The following is a 20,592-nucleotide window of genomic DNA, read 5'->3' as shown; positions in this document are numbered from 1 at the left end:
CGTCTCATTTCGCTCTCAGTCGGGCCAGATCGCATCCGCTGCGGCGACCGCCTGGCTCCCGCGTCCGCCGAGTTCGGCGGTCAGCAGCTTGAGGCGATAGGTCCACAGGTGCAGCGGGTGCTCGAGCGTCATGCCCATGGCACCGAGGAACTGGTGGAAGTCGTAACCCACGCGCTTCGCCGCTTCCTGCGCGTGCAGCGCCGCCAGCGCGGCATCGCCGGCCGTGCCGGTCATCGCCGCGCGCAGGGCGAGCCAGTAGACGCCGTTGGTCGCGACCTGGATCTCGGCGAGGCGATGACGCAGCGCCTGAAAGGTTGCGATCGCGCGGCCGAACTGCTTGCGCTCGCCGACATAGGTCGTGACCGAGGCCAGCGCCGCGGCGAGCAGGCCCGCGGCCTCGGCCGCCAAGGCACCGCGCCAGGCCGTCAGCAGCCGCTCGAAGGTGACGTCATGGCTGCGCGTCTCGGCGGGAACGCTGGTCAGGAAAGCCACCGGATAGCCGTAGAGCACTTCGTCGCCGGCAGAGCGGACATGCTCGTCGCTGGCAGTGAAGCTGCGCACCCCGCCCTCGCCCACGACGACGACGGTCGCGCCGGGCTTGAGGAAGCGCACGGGCTTACGGAGAGAGCCTTCCTCGACGAGGCACAGCGGCCGCGGCAATTCGGGATCGAGCAACGGACGCACGAGCGCAGAGGCGGCCGCCTCGACCGCGAAAGGCAGCCGCGCGAGCTTCTCGACCACCAGCGCCGCCGTGACCGCACCGAGCTCTTCCATCGCCATGACGTCGAGGAAGCCGCCCTCGACGAGTTCGCGGTCGAGATCGTCGCTGGTCAGCGCGAACGACACGTCGTGCATCGGCACCGTCGCATAGGGCCGCGTCAGGCTGTCGATGAAGTCGAGGATCTGGGTCTGGTCTTCGGACAGGGACAGAAGCATCAGCGCGGCTCCCGCGGCAATTGGAGGACATCGGAAGCGATGATGTTGAGCTGAATCTCGGCCGCGCCCGAAGCGATGCCCGCGACGATGCCGCGCTGGTGGTGCATCTGCAGGAAGGCCGACTGGCCGGCCAGCGCCTCGGGCACATATTCGACGACGAATTCGCTGACCGCACGCTCGGCCTGGACCGTGGCATAACGGGCCGAGGAGCTCTCGGGCCCGACCGTGCCACCGTCGACGCGCTTCTGGACGATCGCGTAGATCGCCGTGCGCGCCGCCTCGCAGAGCGCGGCGCAGCGCGCGGCCTCGGCCTTGACCGTCTCGCGCGTGAACTCGCCCTCGGCCTTGAGGATGCCAACCGCACGGTCGAGCGCCTCGCGCGCGAGGTGGTAACGCGGGATGCCCAGGCGTTCGTTGGTCAGCGAATAGCCGATGATCTCCCAGGCCTGGCCTTCCTCGCCGAAGCGCTGGCCGACGGGAACGATCACGTCGTCGAAGAACACCTCGTGGATGTCGCCTTCGCCGATCAGGCTCGGAATCTGGCGCACGGTGATGCCCGGCGTGTCCATCGGCACGAGCAGGATCGTGATGCCCTTCTTGCGATCGTCGCTGGTGCGCGTCAGCAGGAAGCAGGTGTCGGCGAGGCCGGCATAGGAGGTCCAGATCTTCTGGCCGTTGACCTTGTAGTGATCGCCCTCAAGCTCGGCGCGCGTGCGCAGGCTGGCGAGGTCGGAACCCGAATTCGGCTCGGAGAATCCCTGGCACCAGAGCATCTCGCCCGCCGAGATTTGCGGCAGGTACTTGGCCTTCTGGCCTTCCGTGCCGTATTTCAGCATCGTCGGGCCGATCCAGTTGACGTTCATGTACTGACCGCCGCGCGGCTCGCCGTACTCCCACATCACTTCGGCCAGGATCTGCTGCTCCCAAGGGCCGAGCCCTTCGCCACCGATGTCCTTGGGCCAGTGCGGGAACAGCATGCCGTTCTCGGCCAGCTTGCGGCAGAAGCCCCGCGCGAATTCGGTCAGCGCCGGTGAGGCCGGGCCGTGCTTGGAGAATTCCTCCCAGTCCTCGGGCAGGTTCGCCGCGAGGAAGTCGACCAGCTTGCGGCGGAACGCCTGCTGCTCGTCGGTCCATTCGAAGTTCATGGGGCTGTCGCTCTCTCAGGTCTGCGGCCCCGTTAGACGACAGATGGGCCGCGGAACAAGGCCTCTGCGCCCAGGGTCAAACGAAACGGGCTCCGGCCTTGCGACCGGAGCCCGTCCCTGATCCCGCAGGATCGCGTTTTTAGCGGATCTTGCCGCTGAACGAGACGCCGAAGATGCGCGGCTCGTTATAGACGGCCGCCATGTAGTTCTCGATCACGCCCTTGAGGTTCTTCTCGTTGGTGATGTTGCGCGCGAAGGCCGCGAACTCCCACGACTTGTCGGCACCGGTGATGCCGATCTTCAGGCCGCCCTCGAAGTTGTTCTTCGAGTAGAACTCGCGCGTCTTGTAGAGCACGAAGTTCGTGTAGCCCTGGACGTTCCAGTCGGTGGCGATGAAGAAGCCGCCGGCATCGCCGACCGGGATGTCATAGCGCGCGGCGAAGTTGACGTTCCACTTCGGCGCGTTGGGCAGCGGGTTGCCGTCGATCGAGGCGAAGACCGTCGGCGCGCCGAAGACCGGACGCGTGATCGTCGGATCCTCGACCGTGCAGACCACGACGCCGTTGAGCGCGCAGACCTGCGCATAGACGCGGCTGTCCTTGATCTTGGTGTGCAGCAGGCTGCCACCGAGCGAGAGCGACAGGTTGTCGACCGGCAGGAACTCGATCTCGGCCTCGGCGCCATAGGCATCGGCCTTGTCGGCGTTGAACAGGACGCCGTTGCCGTCCGAATCGTTGCCGTTGAGCTGGATGTCGTTGACGCGCCAGTAGAACGCGCTGGCGCTGAAGCGCAGGCGGTTGTCGAGCAGCTGGCTCTTGAAGCCGACCTCGCCCGAGGTGATCGTTTCCGAATTCGCCGTGGTGAAGGCCGAACCGAACACGGCCGAACGGCCCTGGATCGTCGGCCCGCGGAAGCCGCGCGCGACACGCGCATAGACGCTCGCCTGGTCGCTCAGCTTGTAGAGCGCGCTGAGATCCCAGCTCGGCTCCTTGCCGGTCAGGCTGACGTCACGCGCCGCCGTCGCCGGGAAGTTCACCGTCGAGCCCGTGCTCGCCACCTTGATCAGCTGGGTCCGCTTCTTGTCCTCGGTATAGCGGCCGCCGGCGGTGATCGTCAGGCGATCGCCGATCGTGTAGCTGACCTGGCCGAACAGCGCCCACGAGGTGTTGACGTTGTGCAGGCGCACCCAGTTCTCGGGGTTGTTGGTCTGGGCGTTGGTCGCGCTGAACGGCGCGGTCAGGAAGTAGCGACGCTGGTAGAAGTCGGTGATGTCGCGGCTGTCGAAGTAGTAGCCGCCGACCTGCCACTTGAACGGACCGTCGCCGGTGCTGGCGAGGCGCAGTTCCTGCGTCCACTGGTCGAGATCGCGGATCTGGCCCTGCGACTGGCCATAGCCGTTCGCCACGCCGTTCACCGGGAAGTTCGCCGCAGCGCCGCCGTCGGTGTCACCGCGGCTGTAGCCGGCGGTGTGCTCATAGGCGGTGATCGAGGTCAGCTCGATATCGCCGAAGTTCCAGGCGAGACGCGCCGAGGCACCCTTGGTGTTGTAGGCCTGCGGGTTGTTCTGCGCCTCGTCGAAGGCGACGCGGGTGCGCGAGGCCGTGCTCTCGTTCGAGCCCTTGGTCAGCGCGCCGCGCAGGAACAGGGTCGAGGTGCCGTCATAGTCGCGGACATGGCCCGAGAGCAGCAGCGAGAGATCCTCGGTCGGCGTGAACAGCACCTGCAGGCGCGCGTTCTGGTCGGTGAAGCCGCCCATCGTGTTCTTGGCGGGCGACACCGTGCCGTCGAGGCTCGGGCCGGTGTAGGTGTTGTCGACGTAGTCCTCGCGGTGCTGCGCGAGCACCGAGAGACGCACCGCGACCTTGCCGTCGACGATCGGACCGCCGATGCCGGCGTCGAGGTTGACGCTGTTGTAGGTACCATAGGACAGCGAGGCGCGGCCCTGGAGGTCCATGGTCGGGCGGATCGTGTCGAACTTGACGATGCCCGCCGTGGTGTTGCGGCCGAACAGCGAGCCCTGCGGACCGCGCAGCACTTCGACCTGGGCGACGTCGTAGACCGGGTTCGACTTGAGCACGACGTGCTCGAGCACGACGTCGTCCTGGATGATCGAGACCGGCTGCGAGGCGCCGAGGTAGAAGTCCACGTTGCCGAGGCCGCGGATGTAGAAGCGCGGGAAGATACGGCCCGTCGTCGATTCGACGTAAAGGCTGGGCACGCGGCCCGCGAGCGAGAGCAGCGTGTCGTCGCCGCCGCCGGTGAAGGTGCGCAAGGCATCGCCGCTGACCACGCCGACCGAGACGGGAACGTCGGTCAGGTTCTCGGCGCGGCGTTCTGCGGTCACGACGATTTCGCCCAAGCCAGTTTCGGGGCCGGTGTCGGCGCCGGCATCGGCGGTCTGCGCGGCGGCGATCGACGGCAGGGCCACCGTGGCGAGGCAAAGCGCCGTGAAGGCGAGTGCGGTCTGCGATTTCATGTAAAGGTATCTCCGATTGATCGAAGACGGCCGTTGCGCGCAGACGAAAGTCGTCGGGCCAGCCATCTTGGCGGCCCGACTAGGCTTCGCGGGTGTTAGATCAATGACAGTTGTGTTGCAGCGCAGCATTTCCCCGGAGGGTGACACTTTTCAGCAACAGTCTGGAAACACTCTACTTCCGCTCGGCGTTCACCGCTTCGGGCGCCAGATAGCGCGTGGTCGAGATACCGCCGTCGACCGCGATCGTCTGGCCGTTGACGAAGGCCGCCAAGTCCGAGGCTAGGAACGCGGCCATGTTGGCCACGTCCTCGACCGTGCATTCGCCGGGGAACGGCGTCAGCTCGTGATTGGTGCGACGGAAGAAGTCGAGATCCCAGAACGCGTCGGTCATCTCGGTGCGCACGACGGTGGGCGCGATGTAGTTGCTGCGCACGCCCTGCGGGCCATATTCGGCCGCCAGCGTCTGCATCAGGCCGATCTGCGCGGCCTTGACCGCCGAGTAGGCGCCGCCGCCCGGCGTGCCGTAGATGCCCCAGGTCGAACCGACGAACAGGATCGAGCTGCCCTGCCCCAGATGCGGCAGCGCCTCGCGCGTCAGGCGGAACGGCGCACGCAGCGAAATGCCGAGCACTTCGTCGAGCATGTCGTCGGTGGTCGAATGGACCGGGCCGAAGTTGAACGAGCCCGCGTTGTTCACCAAAATGTCGAGCCGGCCGAATTTCTCCAGCGCATGCTCGACGATCGCCTTGGGCGCATCGTCGGAGGTCGCGTCGACTGCGATCGACGAATAGGCCACGCTCGAGCCCAGCTCTTCGCCGAAGCGCGCGAGCTTGCCCTCGTTGCGGCCGGTCGCAACGACCTTCACGCCCTTCGCGCCGAGCGCGCGGACGATGCCCGCGCCGATCCCGCCGCCGCCGCCGGTGACGATCGCAACTTTGCCTTCCATGCGTTCGAACTCCTATCTTTCTTCGTCACCCTGAACTTGTTTCAGGGTCCATTTCCCGTCCTGCACGACCTCCGCCGGGAGGCACGATGGATCCTGAAACAAGTTCAGGATGACGGGTGCAGTGTGATTCCGCTCAAGCCCGCTGGTTGCCAGAGCGCTCTGCAATGTCGTTGGCGGCGATGTAGCCGAAGGTCATGGCCGGGCCGATCGTCGCGCCGGCACCCGGGTAGACGTCGCCGAATGGCGTGCCCGACTGGTTGCCCGCGGCGTAGAGCCCAGCGATCGGATTGCCCGCCTGATCGAGCACCCGCGCCCGCGCATCGCAGCGCAGGCCGCCCTTGGTGCCGAGATCGCCGTTGTTGATCGGCACGGCATAGAACGGTGCGGTGTCGATCGGGCCGAGGTTGGGATTGGGCGTGACCGTGGGATCGCCGAACATCTGGTCGTAGGGGTTCATGCCGCGGCCGAATTCGGGATCGATGCCCGTCTTCGAATACTCGCCGATCTTGCGGACCTGTTCCTTGACCTTGTCGACCGGCAGATGAATCTTCTTCGCCAGATCCTCGATCGTGTTCGCGCGGAAGACATAGTGGTCCCACCAGTCCTCGGGCACCTTCTTCTCGGGCGTGTGCACGGTCGGCATCAGGCCGCCGGCGCTGAACTTCTTGCGGAACTTCGCGTCGAAGATCAGCCAGCAGGGCATGTTGGCGCCGGTCTTCTGGTGATCGGCGACCATCGCCTGGCCGAACTGGTCGTAGCCGCAGGCCTCGTCGACGAAGCGGTCGCCGTTGCGGTTCAGCACGACGCTCCACGGCCGACCGACGTCGAAGGCGGCCTGGTGAATCTCGTGGAAGTTCGAGGCGCCGGGCATCGGCAGTTGCATCGTCGGGATCCACCAGCCCGCCTCGGTGTGCTCGGTCGAAGCGCCGATTGCCTCGGCGGCGATCAGGCCCTCGCCGCGATTGGCATCCTCTGGCGTCGACGAATGGCGCGTCAGGCCGGGGACCGGGTAGAAGCGGTCGCGCAGCTCCTGGTTCCATTCGAAGCCGCCGGCAGCGAGCACGACGCCGTGGCGCGCATTGATCGTGTAAGTGCGGCCGAAGTTGCTGACCTCGACGCCGGTCACGCGGCCGGCGTCGTCGACCAGCAGACGATCGAGCTTGGTCTCCATGCGCAGCTCGGCGCCGCGGTCGAACACGGCCTTGTAGGTCGCGCCCATCAGCGCCGCGCCCGAAGTGAAGCGCTTGTCGCGGTGCGAGACCGCACGGGTCGAACGGTCCATCCAGTAGCGCGCGATGACCTTGGCGGCGACGCCGCGCCACCCCTTCGACTGCATCATCAGAGTGAAGGTCTCGGTCAGGTCCATCGCGTAGCGGCCGAACAGCTTGAAGCGGTTGTACTGCTCGCGCATCAGCGCATAGCGATTGTCGCCGAGATCGCGGCCGTCGAAGGTAGGAACGATCACCGACCGGTCGGCGCGCGCGCCGGGATTGCTCGGATAGTAGTCGGGCCAGGCGGCGGCGGCGACCTGTACGCCGGTGCTCTTGAGATAGGCGAGCATCTTCGGCGCTTCGTCGACGAAGGCCTCGAGCCGCTCGCGGTTGACCGGCTTGCCGATCAGGCTGTCGACATACTGGAGGGTCGCCTCGCGGCTGTCGCCCTGGTCGCCATCGAGCTGGTGGTTCGGGATCCACATGACCCCGCCCGAAGTCGCCGAGGTGCCGCCGAACTTCTGCGCCTTCTCGATGATCAGGACCTTGAGCCCCTGGTCGGCAGCGCGCAGCGCCGCCATCGCGCCGGCCGAGCCGGAGCCCACGACGACGACATCGAAAGTCTCATTTTCCTGCACGCGTCCACTCCCCGGCACCCATCTGTGGGCCTGTGCCATTATCGGTTTGGACAGTGCCGGAGAAATGACCGGCAGGGTAGAGCCAATTGCTTCCGCGCGCGTTTGGCGGCAAGGGCGGATTGAACAGCGGCCGAGACCCTTTCAGGGGGCGCCGAGATCGACCTGAAAGAGAGTACCCGAGACAATGAGCGAAAAGACCTTCGTCGCCGTTGCCAAGCTCGACGAACTGCCCGCGGGCACCAAGATCGTGGCCATGGCGGGCAGTGTCGAACTCGTGCTGTGCAACACGAAGGACAAGATCTTCGCCGTACAGAACCTCTGCAGCCACGCGCACGAAAAGCTCGACTGCGGCAAGATGAAGAACGGCTGGCTCTCCTGCCCCGTCCACGGCGCGCGTTTCGATCTCGAGACTGGCGAGCCGATGAACCCGCCCGCGACGATGGCGATCAAGACCTACGAGGTTCGCGTCACCGGCGACACGATCGAAGTCGCGATTTAACGCTCCTGCGTTTGACGACCAACCCGACGCGCTGCAAGAGGCCCGCATGAGCGACACCACGCAACTCGACACACTGCGGAGCGAAGTCCGCACCTGGCTCGCCGCCCATGCCCCGACGGGCTGGCGTGAAGCCTACAAGACCATGAGCCACGCCGAGTTCGCCCAGGCGCAGCGCGACTGGTTCCAGACCTTGGTCGCGGGCGGCTATGCCGTGCCGCACTGGCCCGCGGGCTCGGCGCCCGGCGCCGGTCGCAGCCTCGCCGAGCAGAAGGTGATCTACGAGGAACTGGCGCGCGCCGACACGCCGCGGCTGCTGCTCTCCTTCGTCTCGACCTATCACGCTGCCTCGACCTTCCTCGAATGCGGCACCGACGAGCAAAAGGCCCGCTATCTCCCCGCGATCCTCGAGGGTGAGACCTGGTGCCAGGGCTTCTCCGAGCCCAACGCCGGCTCCGACCTCGCCTCGCTCAAGTGCAAGGCCGAACGCCAGACCCGCGACGGCCAGGACGTCTACGTGATCAACGGCCAGAAGGTCTGGTCGACGATGGCGCAATATGCCGACAAGTGCCTGCTGCTCGTGCGCACCTCGAGCGAAGGCGCCAAGCAGGCGGGCATCACCTTCCTGCTGATGGACATGAAGGCGCCGGGCGTCTCGGTCCGCCCGATCGAACAGATCCAGGGCGACGAGGAATTCTGCGAGATGTTCCTCGACGACGTGGTGATCCCGGTCACCGATCGCGTCGGCGAAGAGGGCAAGGGTTGGGCCGTGAGCCAGGCGACCTTGTCGTCCGAGCGCGGACTGACCTTGATGGAGCTGACCTACAAGATGCGCGGCGCGTTGAGCCGCGTGGCCGAACTGATCCGCAAGAACGGCTATGAGGAAGACCGCGGCGTGCTGCGCGACTTCGGCCAGCTCGTGACGCGCTGCGACGAGGCCTGCGCGATCGCCGACCGCTTCCTGCAGAACCGCATCGACGGCCACGAAGGCCTCGGTGACGCCTCGATCGTCAAGAACACCTACTCGCGCGTGCTGCGCGAGTTCACCCTGCTCGGTACGCGCCTGGGCGGGATCGACGAGCAATACCGCGCCCCGATCGTCTTCGGCGATCTCACCACGGGCAACTGGATGGCCGATTTCATGAACAGCTACGCCTGGACCATCGCCGGCGGCAGCGAGGAAGTGCAGCGCAACATCATTTCCGAGCGCATGCTCGAAATGCAGCGCGAGCCGAAGGGGTGGGTCCTGTGAGCATCGACCGTAGCGAACTCCACGACGCCGCGCAGAAGGCGTTCCCTGCCGACCAGCTCAAGCCCGCGCGCGAAACCAGCTGGCCGCTGATCGCCGAGATGGGCTGGCTGCTGCTGCCGCTGCCCGAAGACGCGGGCGGCCTCGGCCTCGGCCGCGACAGCTCGGCCGCGATCCACTTCGAACTGGGCAAGGTCCTCTCGACCGCGCCGCTGATCCCCGCGCTGCTCGCCGTCCAGGCGCTCGCCGCGGCCGACGAGCTCGCCGACCAGGCGAGCTGGATCGAACGCGCCACCACGGGCGAACTGATCACCACGAACCTGCTGCCCGCGGCGGTCGAGGTGACCAATTCGGGTTCGATCGTGCTGAGCGGCACCCTGCCCTGCGTGCCCGATGCCGATCTGGCCAGCCACGTTCTCGTCCTGACCAAGGGCCTCGCCGCTCTGGTGCCACTCGACGCGACCGGCGTGACCGTGACCGAACGCAAGCTGTGGGACGAGAGCCGCCGCCTGTTCGACGTCGCGCTGAGCAACCACCAGGTCGTGCCCCAGCTCGTCGTCGCACGCGGCGAAGCGGCCCACGCGATCGCCGAGCGCCTCCACGGCGAACTGCAGCTCGCGCTTGCCGCCGACAGCCTCGGCGGTGCGGTCGCGGCGCTCGAAATGACGATCGAATACCTCAAGACGCGCAAGCAGTTCGAGCGCCCGCTGGCCATGTTCCAGGCGCTCAAGCACCGCGTCGCCGACCTCAAGACCCGCGTCGTCGCGGCCGAAGCGCTGCTGTGGAAGCGCGCGGTCGAGGAAGAGGCGAGCCTCGTCGACCTCGGCGCGGTCAAGGCGCTGGCGACCGACGTCTATCGTCTGGTCGTCGAGGAAGCGATCCAGCTCCACGGCGGCATCGGCCTGACCGAGGAGCATCCGATCCACCTGTTCATGAAGCGGGCGATGCTCAACCTGCAGCTCGGCGAGAGCCTCGACACCTGGCGCGAACGAGTCGGACGTCAGGCGTTGGCGACGTTTGCTTGATCTCAGCCTTCTCCCGCAGGCGGGAGAAGGATAGCGCAGCTTGCTCCGTCAGGAGCTAGCGAAGCTTGGATGAGGGTGGCGGAGCACTACGCCGCGCCAACCCTCACCGCTGCGACTAGGCAGCAAGCTGCCAAGTCTCGCGCCTCTCCCGCCAGCGGGAGAGGGTTGGTTTGTTACCACCCGTTCCAATGCGTGATACCACTCACCGGCGGTCGCACCGCCGGCTTGAAGTCGGTGCCCCTGGTATAACCGACGGGCAATAGCGCCACCTGCATGACATTGTCGGGCAGGCCGAGCAGCTCGGCCGCTTCCTGCTCGTGCAGCAGGTGCAGGGTCGTCAGCGCCGAACCCAGGCCCCGCGCGCGCAGCGCGAGCTGGAACGACCAGACCGCCGGAAAGATCGATCCGAACACCCCCGCCGAGATCATCGGTGGCGCCCCCGTCGGCGGGCGGCCCTCGACGCAAGGGATGACATGGACGGGCACCTTCTCGAGATTCTCGGCCAGCCACTGCGCCGAATCGCGGACGCGTTCGCCCTGCCCCGGATCGGCCTCATTCGAGGCCTTGAGCGGCGAGGCGAGATAGGGCAGCGCGCCCTTGCGGTAGATCTCGGCGAGCGCGAGCCGCTTGGCCGGATCGTCGATCACCAGCCAGCGCCACGACTGGCTGTTGCTCGCGGTCGGCGCCTGGACCGCGAGTTCGAGACATTCGGTGATCACCTCGCGTGGCACGCCGCGATCGAGATCGAGCCGCTTGCGCACCGCGCGCGTGGTCGAGAGCAACGCGTCGGTGGTCGCCAGGTCGAATTGCATCGCAGGTCCTCGTTGGCCGTTGGGGCACGAAGTCTGGCCGAAGCGCGCGCGCAGGCCAAGCGCCAATCACCTATCCTGCAGGTCATCGAGCGAGGAGAACCGCGATGACCCTGCACACGCCCTACAACGAGACGATCGTCGATCAGCACACCCGGCAGGCCGAAGGCTATGCCCGCCTCACGCAAGGCATGATCGCCAGCGATCGCCGCGCCGGCCTGCGCGCCTTCATCGGGTTGACCGCGCAGGACCAGGTGCTCGACGTCGCCTGCGGTCCCGGCTCGCTGGCGCTCGATCTCGCGCCCCATGCCGCGCGCGTCACCGGCTACGACATCACCCCGGCCATGCTCGACCAGGCGCGCGCGGCGCAGGCCCGGCTGGGCATCGACAACGTCGAATGGATTCTGGGCGATGCCGCCGGCCTGCCTTTCCCCGATGGCGCCTTCGACGTGGTCGGCTCGAGCGCGGCGTTCCATCACTTCGAGCAGCCGGCTTTCGTGCTCGCCGAGATGGCCCGCGTCTGCCGGCCGGGTGGCCGCGTCGTCGTGCTCGATGTCACGCCCGATGCGGACAAGGCAACAGCCTACGACCGCATGGAGCGTCTGCGCGATCCGTCGCACGGCCATGCCCACACCATCGCCGAGTTCGAGGCGCTCGGCCGCGATGCCGGCCTCGGCGAAGCGCGGACGGTGACCAATCTCACCGCGCCGATGCCCTATGCTGCCGTGATCGAGACCTCGTTTCCCGAGACCTGCACGCGCGACCAGCTGCTCGCGATGATGCGTGACGATGCGGCGAGCGGTGAGGATCGCCTGGGCTTCCGCGCGCAGATTCAGGACTGCGCGGTGATGGTCACCTACCCAATGTCGATGATCGCCTGGACCAAGCCCTGACCTTTCACTGACGCATCGAATTGCCGCCGTCGACGCTGAGCACCTGGCCGGTGATGAAGCTGCCCTCGTCGGACATCAGCAATGCGCCCATGGCGGCAATGTCCTCGGGCCGACCAAGGCGGCCGACCGGAATTCGCGCCGCCATGCCCGCGACCACCTCGGGATCGAGCACCGCCTCGAACCGCGCATGCGTCACCACTCCCGGCGCGATGGCATTGGCGCGGATGCCGTCGCGGCCGAAGCGGTTGGCGATGTTCCGGACGAGCGCGTGGGTGGCGACCTTGCTCATCGCATAGGCCAGACGTACCGTTTCGCCGGCGAAAGCCGCGCCCGAAGTGGTGAACACCAGCGACCCGCCGCCGCGCTTGAGCATTTCGGGAATCGCCGCGCGGCTGCAGAGCACGGCACCGCGCGCATTGACGCGCATGACCTCGTCGTAGACGTCCATGGGCAGGCCGAGAATGTCGGCGCCACTCTCGCCGTCCTTGAAACTCGCGAAATTGGCGTGGAAGCCGTCGAGCCCGCCAAAGCGCGCAACCGCGAGCGCCACGACGGCGGTCACGGAGTCCTCGTCCGCACCGTCAAGTGTGGTGCCAATTGCCGTCCCACCGGACGCCGTGATCTCCGCCACCGTAGCCTCGACGCTCGCCGCATCGACATCGCCAAGCACCACGGCCGCACCTTCAGCCGCATAACGCCGCGCGAGGCCGCCGCCGATCCCGCCTGCACCGGCCACGACGATGACCTTGTCCCGAAGCCTGCTCACATCGCCTCTCCCTCGTTTGCGCAACGAGAGTGGCACGACGATCGCGCGCGTCTATCCCCCGGCGGGGACAGCCGGCGCGATACCCAGAGTCTTTGCGGCCAGTTCGCGCATCACCGCGGGCTTGACCTTCTCGCTGCCGGTGACCGCGCAATCCTCGTCGGTAAAGAACAGAACGCAGCGCGGGATCTTGAAGCTGGCGATCTCGGTCTTGAGGAAAGCGACGATCGCGCTCTCGTCGAGCGTCACGCCATCGACGGGCACGATGCAGGTCACGACCATCTCGCCGAGCAGGTCGTCGGGCACACCCACGGTCTGCACGCGCTTGATGCCGTGGAACCGCGCGCAGACCTCGTCGACCTCGAGCGGCGAGACGTTGGCGCCGCCGGTCTTGATCATGTCGGTCAGACGCCCCTGCCAGAAAAAGCGCCCCTCCTCGTCGACGTGGCCGCCGTCACCCGTGCAGAAGAAGCCCTGCGCGTCGAAGCAGTCTTCGAGTGTCTTGCCGAGATAGCCCGTCATCAGGGTCGGTCCCTTGACGCAGAGCTCACCCTTGGTCCCGCGCGGCACGATCGCGCCGGTCAGCGGATCGACGATCTTGAGGATGTTTCCCGGCAGCGGCGCGCCGAAGCTGTCCTTGTAGTATTCGGGCGGGACCTCGACCGAGAAGCCGGTGTTGACGGTCATCGTTTCGGTGCAACCGAAGGCATTCGGCACGCGCCAGTTCGTGTCCACGGTCGGGTGCTCCCAGATCAGCTCGCCGCGCGGCACGTATTTGACGCTAGACAGATCGGCCTCGGCCCAGTTCGCCGCGGCCTGGAACCGCGCCCACTGATGCGGGCGGCCGTTGATGAAGTGGACGCCCTCCTGCTCGATCAGGTCGATCGCCTCCTCGGCCTCGAAATAGCGTTGCAGGATCACCGCCCCGCCGGTCGAGAAGGCCGAGCCGAGCACCATCGAGACGTTGCCCGACCAGAAGAAGCCGTTGCCCGTCCAGGCGCGCACCGGATGGTGCATCCCGAAGGTCTGCGGCCAGCGCCACCACTGCACGGTGAAGGCGCGCTGGGCATGGACGATGCCCTTGGGCAGGCTGGTCGTGCCCGACGAGAAGAAAATGCCGCCGATGTCGCCCGGCGTTACGCTGTCCGCACGCGCCAGGACCTGGGTTTCGGCAATGCCTCTGCCGCGTGCGACGAATGCCGCCCAGGGCTCCACGGCGCCGCCGGCAGCGGATTCCGCCGCTTCGCCGATATCCTCGACACCGCCGAGCGAAACCAGATGGCGCAGGAACGGGAACTTCGCCGAATTCAGCCCGCCGGGTTCGCCCTGTGCGATCGTCGGATCGAGCTCGGCGATCATGCCGTGAAAATCCTTCTTGAGCACGGTCTGCTCGAACAGCAGGATCGAGACCTGCGACGCCTTGATCAGATGGTCGAGCTCGTTCGGGGTCGAGAAAGTGCTCAGCGCCACGGGCACGCCGCCCGCCAGCGCCGTGCCGAACAGCGCGGCGAGGAATTCGGGGCGGTTGGTCATCAGGATGCCGACACGGCAGTCGCGGCCCACCCCGCTCGCGATCAGCGCGGCCGCCACCTCGATCGAGCGCGCGAGGAGATCGTCGTAGGACCACGACAAGCGGCGATCGCCCTTGCGCAGCACCAGGGCTTCGCGCGGGCCATAGCGCGCCACGACTTCACGCAGGTAACCGCCGATGGTCTGCGCGCCTTGTCCCGGCTCCTCGGCAAGCGGCTTGCCGTAGATCAACGAAAGTGACCTGTCTTGCACGCGCGAACTCCCTCCCCCATGAAGTGCGAAGCCTAACAACGGCCGCCGGGCCTGGGAACGCGGCTTCGCCCGCCAGTCACGGCGCTGCGCCGCTGGAGGCAAAACCGCAGTTTCTCCGTGCAAGCCGCCGCCTTCGGGCGCTAGTCAGCGCAAAACGGATTCGGGAGACACGAGATGAAGCAGGCAGTCCTTCAGAGCGGCAAAGGCATCGAGACGCTGGAAATCCGCGAGGTTGCTATGCCGCAGCCCGGTCCAGGCGAAGCCCTCGTGCGGTTGCAGGCAGCCACGCTGAACTTCCGCGACCTGATCATGGCCAAGGGCCTGATCCCCGGCATCGCCAAGGAACCCGAACTCGTGCCGCTCTCGTGCGCAGCGGGCATGGTCGAGGCTGTCGGCGACGGCGTAACGCGGGTAAAGGCCGGTGACCGCGTGACCCCACAGTTCACCATCGGCTGGATCACCGGCGCGCAGCCGACGCCGACGATGCTCGGCGGCTCGATCGACGGCGTCGCCCAGCAGTACGCGATCTATCCGGCCGAGAGCCTGGTCCTGAACCCCGACGAGCTCGGCGATCTCGAGGCCGCCACCCTGGCCTGCGCCGCTCTGACCTCGTGGTCGGCGTTGACCGGCTTCCGTCCGACCGGCCCGGGCGACTGGATCCTCGCGCACGGCACCGGCGGCGTCTCGATCGCCGCGCTACAGTTCGCCAAGGCCATGGGCGCGCAGGTCATCGTCACCTCGTCGTCCGATGCCAAGCTCTCCCGCGCGCGTTCGCTCGGCGCCGACGTCACCGTCAACTACCGCACGACGCCGAACTGGGCCGCGGCGATCCGCGATGCCATCGGCGGCGCCAAGATCACCAACGTGATCGATACGGTCGGCGCGACGCAGTTCGCCGACAACGCCTCGCTGCTGGTCGAGGGCGGCCAGCTCTCGGCAATCGGCATGCTCGGTTCGGAATTCTCCTGGACGCGGCAGGATCCCAGGGTCGATCTCAAGCCGATCGGTGTGGGCAACCGGGACCAGCACGAAGCCATGCTCGCCTTCATCGTTGCGCACCGGATCAAGCCGGTGGTCGACGTGGTCTATGACCTCGACCGCATTCGGGACGCATTCCAAATGCTGGAATCGGGGCAGTTCTTCGGCAAGGTCGGCGTGAACCTGCTCTAGCGACGCGGCCCGAGCGCCTTGAAGATGCCGTCGGCCGAACCGACCACCGCGCCGTCGGCCTTGATCAATCCGCGCACGAAGGCGAGCGACGAGGTCTTGCGCACGAGTTCCGGCTCGCAGGTGATCAGCGCGCCTTTGGCCACGCCGCCGGCAAACGAATACTGGAGCTGGACCGTCACATAGCTGTGCCCGGTGATCGCATCGGCTGCGCCCATGCCGAGCGCGATGTCGGCGAAGGTCATCAGAGCGCCGCCGTGAACGACGGCACCATAGTCGTTGACGATGCCGTCGTGCGCCGCGAGCCCCACCACGCGGTTGCCCGCCTCGCCCTTCATCCAGGTCTTGCCGATCGCGGCCGAGAAGCCGGAGGTGGGCAGAGGCGCCCACCCCGCGGTCATGAATCCGGCATCGTCCATCGCCGCCGATCTCAGAGCTGGGCGTTGTCGAGGCCCGCGGCGTGCTTTGCGGCGATCCAACCGAAGGCCATCGACGGACCGACGCTGGCGCCGGCGCCCGGATAGATCTTGCCCATTGGCGAAGCGGTTGAGACGCCCGTGGCGTAGAGCCCTTCGATCGCCGAACCGTCGCCGCGGAGGACGCGCGAGTTCACGTCGGTGACGACGCCGCCATAGGTGCTGACATCGCCCGGAACGACGTCGACCGCATAGAACGGCCCCTTGTCGATGCGGCCGAGCGAACGGAACTGCTTCTCGCGACGCGGATCGCCCAGGAATTCGTCATAGGCGCGCTCGCCGCGGTGGAAGTCCTCGTCGACACCCTTGTCGACGAAACCGTTCCAGCGATCGACCGTCGCACGCAGCGTCGCGGGATCGACGTCGATCAGCTTGGCCAGCTCCTCGATCGTCGCGGCTTCCTTGAGATAGCCGGTCCCGCGCCACTTCTGCGGAATCTTGCCCTGGCCGCCGCCCGCCAGCGGATAGAGTTCGATATACTGGCGATCGAACACGGCCCAGCTCGGCACGGCCGGCGACGTCCGATTGCGCACGACCATGCGCTCGCAATATTCCTCGTAGGAACCGCCTTCGTTCAGATAGCGCACGCCCGTCTGGTCGACGAGGATCGCGTGGGGCTTGGCCGTGACCGCCTGGGCGCCCGGAGCGACGTAGTCGTTTTCCCAGCCCGGCGCGCGGGTCATCTGGAAGCCGACCATCTGGTCCATCTGCGCGAGCACGCCACCATGGCGCTCCATCTCGCGGTGCATGTCGCCCTCGTCGGCCTCGTTGGTCATCGACCAGGCCGAATTGGTACCGGGCATGTACTTGTCGCGCATTTCCTGGTTGCGCGAGAAGCCGCCGGCATTGACCAGCACGCCCAGGTTCGCGCCGACGCGCCAGGGCTTGCCGTCCTTGCTCGCGACCACGCCGAGAACCTTGCCGTTCTCGATGATCAGCTCGTTGACCGGGGTCTCGACGCGGATGTCGACGCCGGCGCCGAGCGCGGCCTTGAGCATGCGGCCCTGGAGCGCGGCACCGGCGGTGACGTAGCTTTTGCCCGTAAGCTTGCCGAGCACGACCTTGAGCCCGGTCTTGGCGAAGAAGCCCAGCTTCTTGCCCGTGCTCATGAACGGAAGCTTCATGCCGTCGTCGAGCAGCACGGGCACTTCGAGGAAGCCCTTGCGCAGCTTCGGCGCCCAATCGCCGAGCTCGTTCTTGTCGAACGGTTCAGCGACGATCGTACGGCTGGTTTTGCAGCCGCCCGGATATTCGTCGTAATAGTCGGGCCAGAACACCGAGCCGCGGCGGAGCTGGACGCCCTGCTTGACCAGGAACTCGATCATCTTGCGGCCTTCGGTGATGTAGGCCAGGCGCTTTTCGTGGCTGGTGCCCGGCGCGTCGGCATCATCGCCGACGACGGCGTCGAGATAGGTGATGCCCTTCTCGGTGCTGTCCTCACCCGGCTCCATGAAGGGGTTGTTGGGCAACCACATCACGCCGCCCGACTTGCAGGTGGTGCCGCCGGCATAAGGCGACTTCTCGAGGATCACGACCGACTTGCCGGCCTGGCGCATCAACAGCGCCGAGCTCATCGAACCGCCGCCGCAGCCCACGACCACCCAATCGAACGTCTCGTCGAAATCCGCCATCTTGATCCTCTCCGTCGCGCGTTTCCGCGCCCAATCTTGCTGCGCGCCTGTTCAGCATGCCGGCTTGACCTTGGCAACCCGGCGCACCATCGCACTCGCGAAGATTTTGGCTGGCCCGGCAAAAGCGAAGCTCTATGAGGGCGCCGACTAGGGAGACCGCAAAGATGTCCGATACTGCCCAGGCCCTGCCGACTTTCAAGACGATCGAGTTCGCCCGCGAAGGCCGCCTGCTGCGCCTGACCCTGAACCGTCCCGAGGCGATGAACGCGATCAACCTCGAACTCCACGACGAACTGCCCGACGCGCTTTGGTTCGCCCAGGGCGACACCGGCTCGGACGTGGTCGTGATCACCGGCGCGGGCCGCGGCTTCTCGGCGGGCGGCGACCTCGAACATATCGCCCGCAACGCCGCCAATCCCGTGCTGTTCGATCACGAAGCGCGCCAGGCGAAGCGGATCATCTCGACCCTGCTCGACATCGACAAGCCGGTGATCTGCCGGCTCAACGGCCACGCCGTCGGCCTGGGCGCGACGATCGCGCTGATGTGCGACATCGTCATCGGCGCCGAGGGCGCCAAAATCGGCGACCCCCACGTCGGTCTGGGCCTCGTCGCGGGTGATGGCGGCGCGGTGATCTGGGCGCAGCGCATCGGCCTCGCCCGCGCCAAGGAGTACCTGTTCACCGGCGAGATCCTGACTGCCCAGAAGGCGGCCGAGATCGGCCTGATCAACCAGTGCGTGCCCAAGGAAGAGCTCGACGCGACGGTCGATGCGTTCTGCGCCAAGCTGCTGAACGGTGCGACGGGCGCGATCCGCGCGACCAAGATCCTGACCAATCTGGAGCTCAAGCGCCTCGCCGCCGCCGTGATGGACGCGGGTATCGCCTATGAATCGGTCTCGGTGCGCAGCGCCGACCACCTCGAAGGCATCGCCGCTCTGCGCGAAAAGCGCGCGCCGAAGTTCGGGCAGCGTTGAGCAAGACGAACGCCCTCCCCCTCGATGGGGGAGGGATACGGAAGCTTGGCTGCGCAGCGGCCTAGCTGAAGTTGGGTAGGGGTGTGGTGGCCGGCGAGCGCTGCGTCTGCGGCAGCCTCACCCCCATCCAGCTACGACTAGGGCGCAAGCGCCCAAGTCTTCGCATCCTTCCCCCATCAAGGGGGAAGGAGATGGCGTCAGCCCCCGGCCTTCACGTATTCGCCGCATTCGGTGAACAGCGCGGTATAGGTCGTGGCCATGTCCTGGAAGTCCGGCGGGGTCATCTTGCCCGACTGCGCCAGTGCGCCCATGCCGGCAAGCAGCGCGCCCGGATCCTCGACATCGGCGTCGTAGATCGCGAGGTAGGTGTTGGGATCATTGCCCGCGAGCTTGGCGACGAGTTGGAACCGCTGGGCGCCCTCGAACCCGGGCACCGACGTGATCTCGCCGAGGTGCTTGTTCTGGTACCAGTCGTTGAACTCGGCTTCCTTGCCTGGCAGCGGCGTGGTCAGGGCGACAAGTTTGACTTTGGGCATCGTGACATCCTCCTCAGATAGCGCGCACTACCATCGGCGATGGTTTCAAACGATGCAAGCATGCGGCGCCGGCCGAGCATGATACCGCCCGGCCGTTACCGTACGAAGGCCTAGGATCTTACTGCAGCGTACCGCCTTCGAATTCCGCGAAGACGTCGTGCTCGTCGGCATGGGCCAGGCTCGAATGTTCGGTGCATTCGCCGCGGAACTCGCGCGGGTTCACCTTGAACACGCGCTTGAACATGCGGCTGAAATGCGCCGGGCTCTTGAAACCGACGCCATAGGCGATCTCGCTGATCGAGATGTCGCGCGGATCCGAGGCCGAGAGCCAGTTGCGCGCCTTCTCGAGCCGCTGTTCCCAGACCAGTTCGGAGAACGAGGTGCCCTTGAGCCGCAGCAGGAACGAGAGATAGCGCGGACTGATGCCGCACCCCTTGGCGACCATCGCGGTCGAGAGCTGCGGATCGGACAGATGCACTTCGATGAAGCGCAGCACGTCCTGCAGACGGCGGTCGGCGATCGTCTGGCGCGCCGGCGCAGCTTCCTCGCTGGTGCGCACGGCATTGCCGATCAGGGTCAACGCGGTCTCGACGAGCACGCGCGCCGAATCCTCGCCGAGCGAGCCGTCATCCTCGAAGACGTCGGTCAGGATGTTCTCGGCAATCGCCAGCTCGGCGCGATTGGCCGGCATGAACAGCCCGGTCGAGAAATCCTGCGGGATATGCGCGCGCAGAATGTGCGTCGGCACGGTGACGTGGAGCAGTTCGTGCACCGATTCCGAATCGACGACGCACTCGATGAAGAACGGCGACATCGAGCGGGTGATCGCGAAATCTCCGGGCTGCGCGATCTTGTTGCCGCATTGGTTCGAGAAGGCGAGCTTGCCGTGCTTGACGAACCACAGGATCGACAGGTCGGTCGCATCCTCGCGGATGTGCTGGCGCGTGCGCCGGAAGCCGAGGTTCGTCGCCGAACGCTGCTTGATGATCGACACTGCGCCGACCGCCTTGCGCTCGGAGCGCACTTCGATCGTCGAAGCGTCCTCGATCCAGAAATCGCCGCGATAGTATTCCTGATCGCGGTCGCCGCGGAACTTGTCCTGGCAATCGCGATAGTTGCGACGATCGAAGGAGAACAGGGTCTCCGCCATGGGGTCTCTCCCGGTGTGGGGCGCACATGCGCGGCCCTTCTTATGAGCCTTTCATAGGCCAACCCCCGCCGCTCGCTACGCACGCGACGCATCGCTTTCGACATTTGGCGCAGCCGGCGGATTGATCGGCGCGTTCGGCCCCATTCCTCCATATCGGACTTTGCTCTGACGGCAGTCGCGTGCTGCACCTGCGAAAGCCGATCTCCGCGTGCCCTTTGCACCGACAGTCAATCGCACTTCCTATCGAAGGAGCTTGCGCCTGCGGCCACAGACAAGTCCCCCTCTTGGC

Annotated in this window: 18 protein-coding genes; 6 read left to right on the top strand and 12 right to left on the bottom strand. The window is 66.5% G+C overall.

Annotation, left to right across the window (positions count from 1 at the left end; translation table 11 throughout):
- Positions 1 to 15: 15 nt before the first annotated feature.
- The 5 genes from WG901_RS03585 to WG901_RS03565 form a co-directional block, all read right to left on the bottom strand.
- Positions 16 to 936: an acyl-CoA dehydrogenase family protein gene (locus tag WG901_RS03585; RefSeq protein ID WP_339585634.1), complete on the bottom strand. Its 921-nt coding sequence runs from the start codon at positions 934 to 936 to the stop codon at positions 16 to 18.
- Positions 936 to 2,081 (bottom strand): acyl-CoA dehydrogenase family protein, encoded by a 1,146-nt coding sequence (locus WG901_RS03580; RefSeq protein ID WP_339585633.1) that lies wholly within the window; start codon positions 2,079 to 2,081, stop codon positions 936 to 938. Before WG901_RS03580 ends, WG901_RS03585 begins: the two co-directional genes overlap by 1 nt.
- Before the next feature lie 139 nt (positions 2,082 to 2,220).
- Positions 2,221 to 4,557, bottom strand: coding sequence for a TonB-dependent receptor (locus WG901_RS03575; RefSeq protein ID WP_339585632.1), 2,337 nt, complete (start codon positions 4,555 to 4,557; stop codon positions 2,221 to 2,223).
- Between the two features lie 172 nt (positions 4,558 to 4,729).
- Positions 4,730 to 5,503, bottom strand: coding sequence for an SDR family NAD(P)-dependent oxidoreductase (locus WG901_RS03570; protein WP_339585631.1), 774 nt, complete (start codon positions 5,501 to 5,503; stop codon positions 4,730 to 4,732).
- A 133-nt stretch (positions 5,504 to 5,636) separates the two neighbouring features.
- Positions 5,637 to 7,352, bottom strand: a complete 1,716-nt coding sequence (locus tag WG901_RS03565; protein WP_339585630.1) for an FAD-dependent oxidoreductase — start codon at positions 7,350 to 7,352, stop codon at positions 5,637 to 5,639.
- A gap of 184 nt (positions 7,353 to 7,536) precedes the next feature.
- Here WG901_RS03565 and WG901_RS03560 point away from each other — a divergent pair, with 184 nt between their 5' ends.
- From WG901_RS03560 to WG901_RS03550, 3 genes are read left to right on the top strand one after another with little or no spacing between them, the layout of a single operon-like run.
- Complete coding sequence (locus WG901_RS03560) at positions 7,537 to 7,851, top strand: Rieske (2Fe-2S) protein (protein WP_339585629.1); 315 nt, start codon at positions 7,537 to 7,539, stop codon at positions 7,849 to 7,851.
- A gap of 46 nt (positions 7,852 to 7,897) precedes the next feature.
- The gene (locus WG901_RS03555) at positions 7,898 to 9,100 is read left to right on the top strand and encodes an acyl-CoA dehydrogenase family protein (protein WP_339585628.1); all 1,203 of its coding nucleotides are present in this window, start codon (positions 7,898 to 7,900) and stop codon (positions 9,098 to 9,100) included.
- Positions 9,097 to 10,122: an acyl-CoA dehydrogenase family protein gene (locus tag WG901_RS03550; protein WP_339585627.1), complete on the top strand. Its 1,026-nt coding sequence runs from the start codon at positions 9,097 to 9,099 to the stop codon at positions 10,120 to 10,122. Before WG901_RS03555 ends, WG901_RS03550 begins: the two co-directional genes overlap by 4 nt.
- A 173-nt stretch (positions 10,123 to 10,295) precedes the next feature.
- Here the strand turns inward: WG901_RS03550 and WG901_RS03545 are convergent, their stop codons facing one another.
- Complete coding sequence (locus tag WG901_RS03545) at positions 10,296 to 10,934, bottom strand: nitroreductase family protein (RefSeq protein WP_339585626.1); 639 nt, start codon at positions 10,932 to 10,934, stop codon at positions 10,296 to 10,298.
- Positions 10,935 to 11,038: 104 nt separating this feature from the next.
- Between WG901_RS03545 and WG901_RS03540 the strand changes: the two genes are divergently transcribed.
- Entirely contained in the window at positions 11,039 to 11,824 is a 786-nt protein-coding gene (locus WG901_RS03540; RefSeq protein WP_339585625.1) for a class I SAM-dependent methyltransferase, read from the top strand.
- 4 nt (positions 11,825 to 11,828) lie between these two features.
- Here WG901_RS03540 and WG901_RS03535 read toward each other — a convergent pair whose 3' ends face one another.
- Positions 11,829 to 12,590: an SDR family NAD(P)-dependent oxidoreductase gene (locus tag WG901_RS03535; protein ID WP_339585624.1), complete on the bottom strand. Its 762-nt coding sequence runs from the start codon at positions 12,588 to 12,590 to the stop codon at positions 11,829 to 11,831.
- Between the two features lie 51 nt (positions 12,591 to 12,641).
- Positions 12,642 to 14,369 (bottom strand): class I adenylate-forming enzyme family protein, encoded by a 1,728-nt coding sequence (locus tag WG901_RS03530; protein WP_339585623.1) that lies wholly within the window; start codon positions 14,367 to 14,369, stop codon positions 12,642 to 12,644.
- 174 nt (positions 14,370 to 14,543) lie between these two features.
- Between WG901_RS03530 and WG901_RS03525 the strand changes: the two genes are divergently transcribed.
- Positions 14,544 to 15,539, top strand: coding sequence for a zinc-dependent alcohol dehydrogenase family protein (locus WG901_RS03525; protein ID WP_339585622.1), 996 nt, complete (start codon positions 14,544 to 14,546; stop codon positions 15,537 to 15,539).
- On the opposite strand, the gene WG901_RS03520 is transcribed toward WG901_RS03525, so the two are convergent.
- Together WG901_RS03520 and WG901_RS03515 are read right to left on the bottom strand one after the other, a co-directional pair.
- Positions 15,536 to 15,937, bottom strand: coding sequence for a PaaI family thioesterase (locus tag WG901_RS03520; RefSeq protein ID WP_339585621.1), 402 nt, complete (start codon positions 15,935 to 15,937; stop codon positions 15,536 to 15,538). The two genes, WG901_RS03525 and WG901_RS03520, sit on opposite strands and share 4 nt — an antisense overlap.
- A gap of 29 nt (positions 15,938 to 15,966) precedes the next feature.
- Positions 15,967 to 17,643 carry an FAD-binding protein gene (locus WG901_RS03515; protein WP_339585620.1) on the bottom strand — a complete coding sequence of 559 codons (1,677 nt, stop codon included), beginning with the start codon at positions 17,641 to 17,643 and terminating at the stop codon, positions 15,967 to 15,969.
- Positions 17,644 to 17,807: 164 nt separating this feature from the next.
- On the opposite strand from WG901_RS03515, the gene WG901_RS03510 reads away from it, so the two are divergent.
- Positions 17,808 to 18,617: an enoyl-CoA hydratase/isomerase family protein gene (locus WG901_RS03510; protein ID WP_339585619.1), complete on the top strand. Its 810-nt coding sequence runs from the start codon at positions 17,808 to 17,810 to the stop codon at positions 18,615 to 18,617.
- 197 nt (positions 18,618 to 18,814) lie between these two features.
- Here WG901_RS03510 and WG901_RS03505 read toward each other — a convergent pair whose 3' ends face one another.
- Complete coding sequence (locus WG901_RS03505; RefSeq protein ID WP_339585618.1) at positions 18,815 to 19,153, bottom strand: hypothetical protein; 339 nt, start codon at positions 19,151 to 19,153, stop codon at positions 18,815 to 18,817.
- A gap of 118 nt (positions 19,154 to 19,271) precedes the next feature.
- Positions 19,272 to 20,303, bottom strand: a complete 1,032-nt coding sequence (locus WG901_RS03500) for a helix-turn-helix domain-containing protein (protein ID WP_339585617.1) — start codon at positions 20,301 to 20,303, stop codon at positions 19,272 to 19,274.
- Positions 20,304 to 20,592: the final 289 nt, after the last annotated feature.

Origin of the sequence: Novosphingobium anseongense, assembly GCF_037482895.1 — a bacterium.
Lineage (GTDB): Bacteria > Pseudomonadota > Alphaproteobacteria > Sphingomonadales > Sphingomonadaceae > Novosphingobium > Novosphingobium anseongense.
The sequence above is the reverse complement of the archived record's forward strand: the minus strand, read 5'-3'. Positions and strand labels throughout refer to the sequence as shown.

What these genes read in the sequence shown, in the direction of transcription:
- WG901_RS03580 (WP_339585633.1), bottom strand. Translation starts at nt 2,081, where the DNA reads ATGAACTTCGAATGGACCGACGAGCAGCAGGCGTTCCGCCGCAAGCTG.
- WG901_RS03575 (WP_339585632.1), bottom strand. Translation starts at nt 4,557, where the DNA reads ATGAAATCGCAGACCGCACTCGCCTTCACGGCGCTTTGCCTCGCCACG.
- WG901_RS03555 (WP_339585628.1), top strand. Translation starts at nt 7,898, where the DNA reads ATGAGCGACACCACGCAACTCGACACACTGCGGAGCGAAGTCCGCACC.
- WG901_RS03500 (WP_339585617.1), bottom strand. Translation starts at nt 20,303, where the DNA reads ATGGCGGAGACCCTGTTCTCCTTCGATCGTCGCAACTATCGCGATTGC.
- WG901_RS03525 (WP_339585622.1), top strand. Translation starts at nt 14,544, where the DNA reads ATGAAGCAGGCAGTCCTTCAGAGCGGCAAAGGCATCGAGACGCTGGAA.
- WG901_RS03545 (WP_339585626.1), bottom strand. Translation starts at nt 10,934, where the DNA reads ATGCAATTCGACCTGGCGACCACCGACGCGTTGCTCTCGACCACGCGC.
- WG901_RS03585 (WP_339585634.1), bottom strand. Translation starts at nt 936, where the DNA reads ATGCTTCTGTCCCTGTCCGAAGACCAGACCCAGATCCTCGACTTCATC.
- WG901_RS03515 (WP_339585620.1), bottom strand. Translation starts at nt 17,643, where the DNA reads ATGGCGGATTTCGACGAGACGTTCGATTGGGTGGTCGTGGGCTGCGGC.
- WG901_RS03570 (WP_339585631.1), bottom strand. Translation starts at nt 5,503, where the DNA reads ATGGAAGGCAAAGTTGCGATCGTCACCGGCGGCGGCGGCGGGATCGGC.
- WG901_RS03540 (WP_339585625.1), top strand. Translation starts at nt 11,039, where the DNA reads ATGACCCTGCACACGCCCTACAACGAGACGATCGTCGATCAGCACACC.
- WG901_RS03520 (WP_339585621.1), bottom strand. Translation starts at nt 15,937, where the DNA reads ATGACCGCGGGGTGGGCGCCTCTGCCCACCTCCGGCTTCTCGGCCGCG.
- WG901_RS03505 (WP_339585618.1), bottom strand. Translation starts at nt 19,153, where the DNA reads ATGCCCAAAGTCAAACTTGTCGCCCTGACCACGCCGCTGCCAGGCAAG.
- WG901_RS03510 (WP_339585619.1), top strand. Translation starts at nt 17,808, where the DNA reads ATGTCCGATACTGCCCAGGCCCTGCCGACTTTCAAGACGATCGAGTTC.
- WG901_RS03560 (WP_339585629.1), top strand. Translation starts at nt 7,537, where the DNA reads ATGAGCGAAAAGACCTTCGTCGCCGTTGCCAAGCTCGACGAACTGCCC.